The 12310-nt window shown below is 54.7% G+C and carries 10 protein-coding genes; 7 read left to right on the top strand and 3 right to left on the bottom strand.

Annotation, left to right across the window (positions count from 1 at the left end):
- Positions 1-49: 49 nt before the first annotated feature.
- The gene (gene sigZ / locus ACQY5R_RS12680) at positions 50-586 is read right to left on the bottom strand and encodes an RNA polymerase sigma factor SigZ (protein WP_428608997.1); all 537 of its coding nucleotides are present in this window, start codon (positions 584-586) and stop codon (positions 50-52) included.
- Between the two features lie 141 nt (positions 587-727).
- Here sigZ and ACQY5R_RS12675 point away from each other — a divergent pair, with 141 nt between their 5' ends.
- Entirely contained in the window at positions 728-961 is a 234-nt protein-coding gene (locus tag ACQY5R_RS12675; RefSeq protein ID WP_428608995.1) for a hypothetical protein, read from the top strand.
- Positions 962-1092: 131 nt separating this feature from the next.
- On the opposite strand, the gene ACQY5R_RS12670 is transcribed toward ACQY5R_RS12675, so the two are convergent.
- The gene (locus ACQY5R_RS12670) at positions 1093-2742 is read right to left on the bottom strand and encodes a FecR domain-containing protein (RefSeq protein WP_428608993.1); all 1650 of its coding nucleotides are present in this window, start codon (positions 2740-2742) and stop codon (positions 1093-1095) included.
- 374 nt (positions 2743-3116) lie between these two features.
- Between ACQY5R_RS12670 and ACQY5R_RS12665 the strand changes: the two genes are divergently transcribed.
- Positions 3117-3851, top strand: coding sequence for an MBL fold metallo-hydrolase (locus ACQY5R_RS12665; protein ID WP_428609101.1), 735 nt, complete (start codon positions 3117-3119; stop codon positions 3849-3851).
- Positions 3848-5461, top strand: coding sequence for a putative bifunctional diguanylate cyclase/phosphodiesterase (locus ACQY5R_RS12660; protein WP_428608991.1), 1614 nt, complete (start codon positions 3848-3850; stop codon positions 5459-5461). Before ACQY5R_RS12665 ends, ACQY5R_RS12660 begins: the two co-directional genes overlap by 4 nt.
- Before the next feature lie 21 nt (positions 5462-5482).
- On the opposite strand, the gene ACQY5R_RS12655 is transcribed toward ACQY5R_RS12660, so the two are convergent.
- Positions 5483-6244, bottom strand: a complete 762-nt coding sequence (locus ACQY5R_RS12655) for an NRDE family protein (protein ID WP_428608989.1) — start codon at positions 6242-6244, stop codon at positions 5483-5485.
- 39 nt (positions 6245-6283) lie between these two features.
- On the opposite strand from ACQY5R_RS12655, the gene ACQY5R_RS12650 reads away from it, so the two are divergent.
- From ACQY5R_RS12650 to ACQY5R_RS12635, 4 genes are all read left to right on the top strand, one after another.
- Positions 6284-6892, top strand: coding sequence for a DNA-J related domain-containing protein (locus ACQY5R_RS12650; protein WP_428608987.1), 609 nt, complete (start codon positions 6284-6286; stop codon positions 6890-6892).
- 1384 nt (positions 6893-8276) lie between these two features.
- Positions 8277-10469: a Piwi domain-containing protein gene (locus ACQY5R_RS12645; RefSeq protein ID WP_428608985.1), complete on the top strand. Its 2193-nt coding sequence runs from the start codon at positions 8277-8279 to the stop codon at positions 10467-10469.
- Complete coding sequence (locus ACQY5R_RS12640) at positions 10457-11629, top strand: hypothetical protein (RefSeq protein WP_428608983.1); 1173 nt, start codon at positions 10457-10459, stop codon at positions 11627-11629. The genes ACQY5R_RS12645 and ACQY5R_RS12640 overlap by 13 nt, the downstream gene beginning before the upstream one ends.
- A gap of 149 nt (positions 11630-11778) precedes the next feature.
- A complete protein-coding gene (locus ACQY5R_RS12635) occupies positions 11779-12231 on the top strand; it encodes a hypothetical protein (protein ID WP_428608981.1) in 453 nt (150 codons plus the stop codon).
- Positions 12232-12310 lie beyond the last annotated feature (79 nt).

The raw sequence follows: 12310 nt of genomic DNA, 5'->3' as shown, positions 1-12310 counted from the left end.
GAATCAGCGTGCAAAAGGATGCACTTTTTTTATACGCGACGGCGTGGGATCAAGGCAGCGGTGGGCGCGGGGTAAAACAGCACACCTTGCCGGACTCGTCATAGCGCACCTGGCAGGCAATTTTCAGATGCTGTTTCAGGCGTCGACGTGCCCGCTGGATGCGTGACTTGGCGGCGGCAAGGGTAAGACCTGATCGGCGGGCGTATTCGGCTTGGGTGAGGCCGTCGATGTCACACAAAGTGATCGCTTCACTGTCCGCCGCCGGCAACTCCTTGAGGACGCGCGGCAGGCATTGGCTGAGATCATCCACGGCTGGCTTTTCATCCGGCGAGTAAGCCGGTATATCGGCGGCTATTTCCTGGTTAATCCGGTGTGTCCGGCGCCAGTCAATCAGTCGGTTTTTCGCCACATGGAACAGCCAGGCGCGGCTGTTCTCCAAGCGACAGAAGCGACTCCCTTCGGCCAGCGCTTTGAGGAAGGTGTCCTGTAGCAGGTCTTCGGCAAGTGCAACGTCACTGACCTGACTACGCAGGTAGTGCCGCAACGCTTGCTCATGTTGAACCCAAGCTTCCAGGATACAGTTCATCGGGTCAGTATAAACGCCCTCGTTGCGCCAGTGCCATTTACAACCAGGTTTTTTGCGTTTGATCCCAGCTTAATGTGCCTGTAATAAGTGCAGGGTTTAATAGGGCGCTAATTTTAGTGTTGCAGACGACAGGTTATTGAAATGAAGGGAAAATATCATCCGAATCCGGCACTGAATGAAGGCTTCCATTATCAGCGGGAACTGGAGAGGCACCTGGAGAGGCTGAAGCGGGCACCGGAGTCCGAGGCGTATCTGGGTGCGCTGCTGGATTCGGTGGAGCAGTTTCGTGAAGCGCTGAAAGCAGGTCGTGCCACGGTTCCACCCGAGGGGATCTTTAGTCGACACGCCTCAGCCGATATACGACGCTGTGCCTAGCCGAGCGCTGATAAAGCCATCCCTGTGCTACGGGAACCGCTGAATTTATCAGCGGTTCCCTGGGTTTAAACGAGCGTTGACGTTGTCTTGGTTTGAGTCCTTGGCCCCGGCAGATACCGGGGCCAATTCCGTTAGAGCAGTAGAATGCCCAGTACCCCGGTCATCAAGGTGTAGATCCAGCTGTCATCCGGGGTGGGATCGATCCGTTGTGTAGCGCCCCAAGGGCCCTCATAGCCATCCGGTTCGATATAGCGTACCCGCAGATAGCGTACCTGCCCCGATACCGGCTGCAACTCCCATGTTGGTGTCTGCAGTGACGCTTCCTGCAGTAACTCCCTGAACTGTGAATCGGCCGCTAATTGGACCTGGTAAGTTTGGCCAGCGATGCCGGGCCGCCAGGTTGTAGTGATAGCGGAGTCTGAAACGGCCAGGTGGGTTTCCGGTTTGTCGGGAATCAGCTTGATCTCCCAGTTACGGGTATCGCTGACCGGCCCCTGCTCCGGGGTGGCGTCGAGTGAATAGAGCCGCCAGTAGTAGTGGCCCGGTGCCTTCAGCTCAGAGGCATCGAAACCGGTGGCAGCCAAGTTGTTCTGGTCCACCAGCAGATGCCCGAATGCCGGATCATCGGCGATCTGCAGACGGTAGGCGACGGCGTCAGAGGAGTCGCTCCATTTCAGCTCCGGCGTGCTGCCTCTGAACAGTTGGCCGTTGTTTGGTGAAAGCGGGATAGGGGGTTGCGGCCGGGCATCCAGCAGAATTTCCTGGACCTGGGTGATCCCTTCCAGTCCAATGTCATCAATCCCGCGCACGCGGAAAAAATAGCGGCCATCCGGGAGATCGGGCAGCGGTACCCGGGTTGCGGTGACCTGCTGTTGCCAGAGCGGTGATATGAAGTCCGCTTTTTGTGATATTTCCGCCCGATAAGCGGCGGCCTGCTCCTGGGCTTGCCAGGTAACCGGCCAGTTCAGCTGCTCGATCTTTTCAGGTAACGGATCGATAACCGGAGGCGGCAACAGCTTGCGTGGAGGCAGGGGTGGTTTGCCTGTCTCGACCCGGGTGCCGAAACTGGGCAGCAGCAGTTGGGTCTTCTTTTCCCCGGTCACCGCCACTTTACCTTTCAACACTTCAAAGGTAGAGGCTTGTTGTTGCGGATTGCTGGAAAGCCGGTATTCGGTCCCGCGTACTGCACTGATGGCAGAGGGGGTGTGGATCTCAAAACGGCTACCGGGACCGCTGGCCGGCGTGACGCGGGTGTCGCTGCGCCCGTTCATCAAGTGCAGGCGTGAGTCCACCATGCCGGTTTCACCGTAGGCGCTGAGGTGGTCGAAACGTATCTGGCTTGCCTCATGCAGGGTGATCACCGTTTTATCGGCAAAGCGGACGGCGGCATTGCTATCGGCGGTGGTCTCCAGCCGATCGCCGAGGCTAATGCGGGTTCCGGGTGTGACCGGCTCTTGGCGCGTGCCATCAGGTTTGATCAGCACCGCCTGGCCGCGTATCGCAATCACTTCGGCATGGGCGGCATTGACCCGGATCCACTCCATGGGTACCCGCACCCGGCTGCCGGGCTGCATGCGCCGCGGGTTTTTGATCTGGTTGATCTGTTGAAGCTGTTTCCAGTAGCCGACTTTATACAGGTACTTTTGACAGAGATTCCAGAGATTATCGCCAGGTACCACGGTATAGACCCACTCCTGGGCTGAAACCGTACTCCCGGCAATGAGCAGGCAGATGCCGATGATCCCTATCCACCATCGTTGTTGTCTTGTTGAATGGTGCATGCTCTACCCCCTTGTTACCGCTACACTCATAGGTTGGGTGCTTACCCAAATATATGCGCAATTTTACGTTTGGCGGAAAAAAATTACCCATCAGCTTCGATCCCGATCAATTCCGGTCAATAGACGCCACGTCTCCCCAAGCCCGTAACCGCCTGCAATAGGTATCATCGATCATCATCGCGCTTTATGATTTTAAGTCTATACTTGATTGTGCTCGCAGAGAAGTGGACCGTTGTTGCCCACGGCTGCAGAAAGTGCGCTATCTGTGAAAAAGGAGGGTGAACGGGGCTGTCACCACACACACAAAGCCGGGACTGGCCGTATCAATCCACAGGACCGGCAACAGTCAGGGATACGGGGAGTGGTCGGTGAAGATGGATTACAGCAATGCAGTGCCGGTAACAAGGGAGATCTATTGGGTCGGCTTTTACGACGAAGCGGCCCGTCTGCACTGCAACCCTTACCTGCTGGTTGATGAACAGGATGTGGTATTTATCGACCCCGGCTCCATTCCCCACTTTCCGGTGATCATGCGCAAAGTGATGGAGGTAGTTAATCCTGAACAGATCACCTATGTGATCGCCCAACACCAGGACCCCGATGTCTGCGGTAATCTGGCGGTGGTTGAGGATGTGATTAACCGCCATGATTTGCAGATAGTGGCGCATAGCAACTGTATCCGGCTGCTGCGGCACCTGGGATTGCGTTCTGCGTTCTATGCTACAGACGCACATGACGATAGATTGATCCTGAAAAGCGGGCGGGAATTGCAGTTTCTGTTTACCCCCTTTCTCCACTCACCCGGTGCCATTACCACTTATGATGTAAAGAGCAAAAGCCTGTTTACCAGCGATATTTTTGCCGCCATGTCCGTGGATTGGGCGCTTTTCCCCAGCGGTGATTTCCTCACGCCGATGGATCTGTTCCATCAGACCTACATGCCCAGCAACCGCATCCTGCGTCACTGTATGGAGCGTTTTGAACGTATGGACCTGGAGCGCATCCTGCCCCAGCACGGTTCGGTACTGGAGGGTGATCACATCACCCAGGCGATCGCCCATCTCAAAGCACTGCCTTGCGGAATCGACCTGGTGGAGGAGGGCGTGTGACACTGAGTATCACCGATATCAGTTCGCGTCAGGTTGGGGAAGTCAGGGACATCAACCGGGAACTGCTGGAGAAGAGTCTGCGCATGAGCTGCCTGGCGTATCTACATCAGGTTAAATCCGATCTATTGGTGGAGACCATCCACGATTTCAGTAGCAGTAAACAGCAGTTGGCCCGGCTGATGGAAAGCTTGCGTGAACGGACGCGGGAAGCCGAGCAGCAGCGTCAGCTAATCGCCCGGCAGAAGCAGTTGCTGAGTGAACACAACGCGGCGCTGTTAGCGGATCGCAATCACCTGGAACTGAAAGTGCTGGAACGGACCGAGGCACTGGACAGACTGGCCCACTACGATGCCCTCACCAATCTGCCCAACCGTTTCCTGTTCAATGACCGCTTGAGACACGCCTTGGCCCGGGCCAGCCGGGACAATTACCGGGTATGCGTACTACTGATTGATCTGGATCGATTCAAGAATATTAACGATACCGCCGGGCATCCCGCCGGAGATGAACTGCTGCGACAAGTTGCGGCCCGGCTGCGGGAATATGCGCGGGAAGAGGATACGGTGGCTCGGCTGGGTGGCGATGAGTTCGCTCTGATCATGGAGAATTTTGAACAGGATGAGTTGCCGGCAACGGTAGCGGATAAGATTCAACGCAATCTGCTGTTACCGTTTCTGGTGGATGACGCGGAGATTTTTCTTACCGCCAGTATCGGTATCAGCCTGTTTCCGGATGACGCCAACGATGCGGTCGCCCTGTTAAAAAATGCCGACAGTGCCATGTACCGGGCGAAGGCGGAGGGTAAAAACAAATACCATTACTACACGCGTGAGTTGACCGTGGCGGCCAACTCCCGTTTCTCGCTTGAAAAAGAGCTGCGGCAAGCCCTGGAAAGGGGTGAGTTTGAACTCTATTTTCAGCCCCAGTTCAAGCTGTCCAGCGGTGAGTTGTCCGGTGCTGAAGCATTGATTCGCTGGAATCATCCGGTAAATGGGCTGGTGTCACCGGCAGAGTTTATCTGGTTGGCGGAAGAGACGGGGTTGATTAAACCCATCAGTGTCTGGGTATTGCGACGTGCTTGCCAGCAGGCCAAGGTTTGGTTCGATAACGGTACCCTGTGCGGACGGATTTCAGTCAATTTTTCTGCGCACCTGTTTATCCAAGAGAATGTGCTGCGAATGATCCGCCAGATATTGGATGAGACCGGCCTACCACCGGAATACCTGGAGATCGAGATTACCGAGAGCGCCCTGATGGGGCAGCGGGAATCGATCAGTCAGCTCGTTCAATCTTTCAGGGAGGCCGGTGTCACGCTGGCCATTGACGATTTTGGTACCGGCTACTGTTCACTCGCCTATCTGAAGCGTTTCCACGTGGAGAAGCTGAAGATTGATCGCTCGTTTGTGCGCGATGTGCCGGAAGACGGTAACGATGTGGCGATTGTGTTGGCGATTATCGCCATGGCGCACAGCCTCGGGTTGTCGGTGATCGCCGAAGGGGTGGAAACGGAGGCCCAGGCCGCGCTGTTGGCCGATATGGGGTGCGACGCGGTGCAGGGCTTCCTCTATGGTAAACCGGTCCCGGCGGCGCAGTTTCAACAATTTAGCTGATGGTGACGGCCTCTCGTCGCGCTAGGCTTCCATCTCGACCGGCGTAAATTCTACCCGATCTGGCGCCCCATCGGCATACATCCAGATGGGACGGTCCTGATCCGGCGATTGCGCCAGGGCGATCAGCGAGCAAGAGACCGTGGCAAAGCCCATCGGAAAATCCATATTCATGGCGGCATGGGGATTGGCCAGTGACGCATTCATCCGGCCGGCAAGCAGTTGAATCCATTCTTCCCACATCTGCTGCTCCGGTACCGGCGGTCGGGCGTTTTGAAACAGCGGGAGCCAGAAATCGATTCGCGGATGGCTGCGGTCGTCCAGCTCTCGGGAGGTGAGCATGTGCAATCCCGGTTCAATGCGGAATGCTTCCAGCTCCGGCATCTCTCCCTCGTCCCGGTTACGTAGCCAGAAACAGTTTTGTCGGTCACCGATAAACAGATTGAAGGCGCGGTAGTGGTGGGCCGGGATGGATTTTACGGTTTCCACCGCCGCTTTGGCTGACGATGCCTTGAGCGCTTCGAGCACTAGGTCGCCGCGACTTCGCTTACCGGTCGCCGGTCCCAGCGTCCCTTCCCGATTCATTACCGTGGCGACGACGCCTGCCCGGTTCATACCCATCCAGGTACCGCCGCCCAGATGGTCCAGGCCGGCGATGACGTCCGGTTGTGCCGGCCAGTGGTGGCTGGGCGGGGCGGAAGGGCGGTCGCGCATCTCGTCGCGGTTGCCGGCCAGGATCAGCGGCCAACGCTGTTCGGGTTGAAATAGGATCACCAAGGTGCACATCGGTTCATTATCCGCTTGGGTGGGGTTGGAGCTGAAAGTATGGATAATGGCGTCATGTATAACAACCCGCTGATCGCCCCCATCCTGTCGCTGCTTCACGAGTTCCCGAACGGCTTGAGCGAGCACGCACTGATCAAACGGCTGGAGTGGCCGTCAGAGCTGTGCGCCGGCACCACACAAGACGCTAACCTGGTGCTGTTTCGCCAACATTTTCTGGTGATGAATGCCCTCTATCGGTTGCAGGATCAGCTGGCCGGCGAGGGGCGGCGACTGCGGATCGATCCGCTGGTGATCCGACTGGAACCCGTAGAGGAGTGCGGTGCATGGGATGAAGGGGCGCTCGCCGCCGATCAGCCGTTGCGCCGCTACTATCTGGACTGGGACAACCTGCAGCAGACCCGCGCCGCCGATGTGGCGGCCCTGCTGCGGGGATTCTGGGAGCAGTACCATGCCATCGACCAACAGGTCGAGGCGCTACGCCTGTTCGGCCTGACAGAGGTGGAAGAACTCACCTGGGGGTCCATACAGCGCCGCTATCGACAACTGGCGGCCCGGCACCATCCCGACAAGGGCGGCGAGCCGGCGCGTTTCATCGAAATCCGCACCGCCTATGAATTGCTCAAGTGGCTTCACGGTCCCGCCAGTTAGGGCTCGTTAAATGAGGCTGCCTCGCCCAATAAACACCATCCCCTACAGCAACTAAGAGAAATTATTTCTCCTGTTGGGGGTTGTCTGGTAACCTGCTGAGAATATAAGGGATATCTGCTTGGCGGGAGGCTGAATACCCGTCCGAATCAGTTGTCTTGCCGAAGTGCTACAAATGAGGCAGGAAATATAATGTGCAGAACAATAAGTCCAGTATTGCAATTGATTGTGCGATTTTGATGGGTAATCAACTGTTAGGTTTCAGATCATGAATAATCTTCGTGAGAAAATACGGGAAGAATGGGCAAATAGATTTAGTGATCTAGATGCCGAATGGTCTCATTGATGGATAAATGGTGATGGTTATTGGCTGGCTGTAATAGAAGGAAGTAATTTCGCTTCAGCGGTGGAAATTGTCGAAGGCAATTGGGAGAAATACGGTCACCTCTATAGTCATAAAGCAAAAATAGTTGATGGAGATCTTATCCGGAAACATAGGCACAGCGATGAGATTTCTAATCAAGTCTATACCCGTAACAAGTATGAAAAATACCAACAAGAAACCTAACCAGACCAAGCACCATCGCCCTTCGGGCTGGACGGGTCGCTTCGCTCCCCGCCGGTGTCGGCAGCGTTCAGGCTGCAGCAAAACTCCAGTTATACTAACGTCACGGTAATTGGGTAAAAAGCGGACTAAAAAATGCGTCTCTACGTGAAATTAATAGCTGTCCCGACGATTATTTTCATTTTGTGCACGTAGGAACGCATCACAATATTATTAAATGGGATGCTGGAGTTTTGCTACAGCCTCGTTAGGGCTCTGAATAAATGGAAAAGGGAGATCCAAGACTAAAGGAAATATGGCGGCAAAAGAAAGTGCCCGTTGTATTTCGCAGAGAAAAATCAAAACCAATATTGGTTAAGCTACCCTATTCCAGCGACAACTTTACTTGGCTTAGGGGAGAAAGGCGCCACAAGCCAAAATGGAACGACAAATATAAGAGTTGGGAAATCCCAGTAGCGTGGTTTGACGATATCATTAAGCAAGTGCTTAAACGATACAGACAAGTTTATGTATTACAGCTATTCCGGGAGCAACAAAAATGTGCCCCCGCATGCTGGAATGCCCAAGGCTTCCACTGCGAATGCTCTTGCATGGGGGCCAATCATGGAACAGGACATCCAGGTGGAGGGTGGTATGAAGTTTCAGAAACATTTGCCTTTGAGTGGGGGGATAAGAAATATGCCTGCAGGTTTCTTACTTCTAGCAAAAAGCCCTAACAAAACGCAGCAACCGAACCGTCACCGCTACACGGCTCCCCTCGGTTGTGCTTGGCGCTAGACGCACAAGAATGGCATATCTATTGACCAAAGAAAGGATCGAATTTTGTCAGTCTTGCTGAACGCATTTCCACTCAGAATCCCCGATGCGGAGCTTGAGGCTCTCCAAATCTCGTATGACAAGGAGACGCTGGATGATCTTCGCGCGAAACACGGATCGACGCATTTCTTCCGTCGGCAGGATGACAACATTCTGATTTTTTCAGCGGACGGCGCGTTCCCCGTATCCGGTACGCCGCTCACAATCCCTATCAACCACAACTTCGGCATCTTCTGCTCGCTGGTCAAGGACGGGTTGACACGCCACCTTGCGGGGCTGGGGCGCCATCCTACCGGCTTCAACCCCATCGAGCTTGTGAGTGCCAAACCGGAAGATAATCTTCTCGTCCCGATTCTCGGCGAAACCTATCCGTTTAAGATCTGTGCCAAATATTCGATCGAAACCCGTTATGTGCAGGACCATCCGTGCCTTGTTATTGATTGCACGACACGCCGGGTTCTCAACGAGAACGGTCTGTTTTTCCTGAATGGCGGGTTCGATCTCATGGGCCGCTACGTTGTCAACGAACAGGAGGATGGGTATAGAAGACTCTTGGGATTTGTGAACGCGATCAATGGCGAAATGTTACACGTCACGCGACCTGATGATCAGGTAGTGCAGGTGGATGCAAAGGACGTTTACCTTGAAGCAAGCCGGACGAACTTCGACGATTACATTCTGCATACACACGGTGCGCAGAAAGACGCTATCGTCGAGCGTATACGGCAGTCAGTCTCCATATTCAATGGTGGTGAGAACAAGAAAGCTCGCATCGACACGCTAAAGAAGTATATCCAGTCGAAGACTATTCCGCTGATCGACGGAACGCGCATAGAGATAGTAGATGCTCCCGATATCCAGAAGGATTGTGGGCAGATGCAGAAACCCCTATTCGTCTTCAATGACAACGGCGAAGCAGATTGGGCCGAGAAGGGACTGACGCAGAGCGGGCCCTATACGAAGCGCACATTCGATAGAAACGATCCGTCCATCTGTGTGATATGCGCCCAGCACGACAAGGGCCGAGTCGAACAGTTCGTCCGCAAGCTCCTGAAAGGGATTTCAAACAGCAAGTATTTCAGCAACGGCCTTGAAGGCAAGTTCGCGCTGGGAACCAGCCACGTGGAGGTGTTCGCCGCGGCCACCGATAGCGTGGAGGCATACAAGAGTGCCATCGAGGCTGCGATCCGGAAGAAAGCGGATGACGGCGGACGATGGGACCTGGCTCTCGTACAAGTCCGGCAGTCCTTTAAGAAGCTCAAGGTCACAGAGAATCCGTACTATCTGGGTAAGAGCCTGTTCTTCCTGCATCAGGTTCCCGTGCAGGATTTTACTATAGAGCTGCTGGCGCAGTCGGATTATTCGCTCGGCTACTCGCTTAACAATATGGCGCTGGCCTGCTACGCGAAGATGGGTGGCGTTCCGTGGCTGCTCAAATCCTCTCCGACGCTCTCGCATGAACTCGTGATCGGCATTGGCAGTGCCAACATCGGACAAGGGCGCGGAGCAGATAATCAGCGGATCATGGGCATCACGACCGTCTTCTCCGGAGACGGAAGCTATATCGTCTCGAATACCTCAAAGGCAGTCGTACCGCAAGCCTACTGCGAGGCTCTTACTTCGGTTCTCGGTGAAACCATCGAGAAAATCCAAAAGCGAATGAACTGGCAGAAAGGCGACACGATCCGCCTGATCTTTCACGCGCAGGTCAAGAAGTTTAACAAGGAAGAGATTGAAGCTGTCCGTGTTGTGATTCAAAAATACCGGGAATATCAGATCGAGTATGCGTTCCTGAAAATCTCAGAAAATCACGGGCTGCATATGTTCGACTCCGCGACAGCAGGCGTGCAGAAAGGAAAACTGGCCCCGCTGCGCGGAAAGACATTCAAGCTCTCCAAGCATGAAATGCTCATCTATCTGATCGGCCAGCGCGAATTGCGGCAGGATACAGACGGGCATCCGCGCGGCGTGATCCTCAATGTTCACAAGGTTTCGACCTTCAAGGACATCAAGTATCTGAGTGCGCAGCTCTACAGTTTCGCCTCGCATTCTTGGCGCAGCTACTTTCCCAATCCCATGCCAGTGACGATCAGCTATTCCGACCTGATTGCACGGAACCTCGGCTGGCTGAATCAGCTTCCGGGCTGGAACGACTCGGTGATGATCGGAAAGATCGGGCAATCCCAATGGTTTCTGTAGAGAGGGAGAACGCGTACCAGTTGCGTGAGTATCTGCACCACAAGGTGATCATGAGCGCGCACGCTGATCCCTTCAAATGCACTTTCATGTATTTTCTGGGATTGTCGAAGGACGGTGTTCCGGCCTTCGACTTTGCGACGCTTTCCTTATATCAGCGGTGTGCGATTGCGGGCCTCGGCGTTCTGGAGGAAACTGTCCCAAGCAAGGATATTTCGCGCCTGCTCGGACAGGCTGCCAAAATCGACTCGACGCCGCGCCCGTGGGTTTCCGATATGTTTGGCGTGATGGCCGTGAAATGGTTGGCCGGGCAGATGAACGATAGCCGTATCACCCGCGAGTTCGAGAACTGGATTTCTGGATTTCTTTCACAACAGATCGGTGGCGATCACCTCAATCTTTTCGAGAAGGATATCGCCGCCTATATCCGCAGCGGGGAGTCCGCCGACTATGACAGCGCGTGCGTGCCGCTCTTCCTTCACTACAAGACGATCCGGCGGATCGACGATCACCGGAGCCGCATGGCCCTGATCGGCAGCTTCATGGGCGAGTTTCGGGCGCAGGCACAGAGGGACGCTTCGGCGGCGCTCTTGTGTCTGATGATCTATGTCTTCGATCAAGTAAATCAGGATGTGGCCGTTGTGCCGCCTAAAGGCTGGAGCCTCGATGACCTTCTGGAGTTTCTGGAGCATATCCCGGTCGGCCTCAAGCGGTGGACATGGGAGGATTCGGGCCGCACGCGAGGCGCGGAACCCGTCAAGTGGCCGGTGGAGAACGAATACCACGTTCAGAATCTTCTCTATGTCCTGCTTGGGCCTATCTTCAAAGACATCGCGGATGAAGTGAACCTACAGCCCGTCGGGCAGAAGAACCCGCGCATTGACCTCTACCTGCCGTCATTGCATACAGTCATCGAGGTCAAGTACCGAAAGGATACGAAGAAATCCTTTCCGGCGCTTATTGGCGAGATTGCAGAAGACGCATCGCTTTATCGCGCCGACACGAAATACAAGGATGCGCGGATCGTCAGTTTTCTGTGGGATTACACGCGTGCGACGCAGGAGCATGCCAAGTTCAAAGAGGGCGTAATGAAGATTGATGGCATCGACGGGTGCATCGTGGTTAGTGCGCCCTCAACAATGGATGACCGGCCTCAGGGTTAGATTAAGGAATACAAGCGACTGTGGTGTCAATGATCCCGAATAGCGATCAATAAACCCATTCGGTTTGGTCTCTCACCATAGTTAATGATGGGTGTCCCAGATTACGATGATCAGATGTTCGGTAGAAAAGGAACACGCGGAGGATTGGGGTGGGTAAGAAGCGTAAACAATTCGAGTGCCGGAAGAATGGCTGCTTTGAGCCACCACACCAAGGCGGGCTCTGCAAAGACCATCACGAAGAGCGTGCCTTTCAGGATAACCGCAGAGAAGCAGCTATAGAAGCACTCCATCACTGCACTATCAACGGTATCTATCTCACGAGCCCGGACCTTCGAAACGAATTGGAAAAGGTTAGGAAGTGGTGGCACAGGGCATGTGATGCTGTGAACTATCGAAGAGAAGACGAAATACTCCGGGATGAAGCGGAGTTCGCGCTGGAGTGGTGCATTTCCCTAGCTCAGGAGGTCGTGGATGCCGAAGAGTCACGTAGGGAAGGGGATGAAAATCCTCAGCCATTCTCTTTTCAGCAAACGGGGCTGTGGGAACGATTCGAGAACCTCGAAAAAGGGCTGATGAGCAATGGTGTCGAACGCAGAGATTAGCCGAATCGGGTAGCCGGGGGTCTTTAACTGTATGGACGCCCGGCCTGTGTCAAGGCAAATCCTGCCCGTGCTGGTATCC

Source organism: Sedimenticola sp., from assembly GCF_050289425.1.
GTDB lineage: Bacteria > Pseudomonadota > Gammaproteobacteria > Chromatiales > Chromatiaceae > Sedimenticola.
Note: the sequence above shows the minus strand (reverse complement) of the source record. Positions and strands in the feature narration are given on the sequence as shown.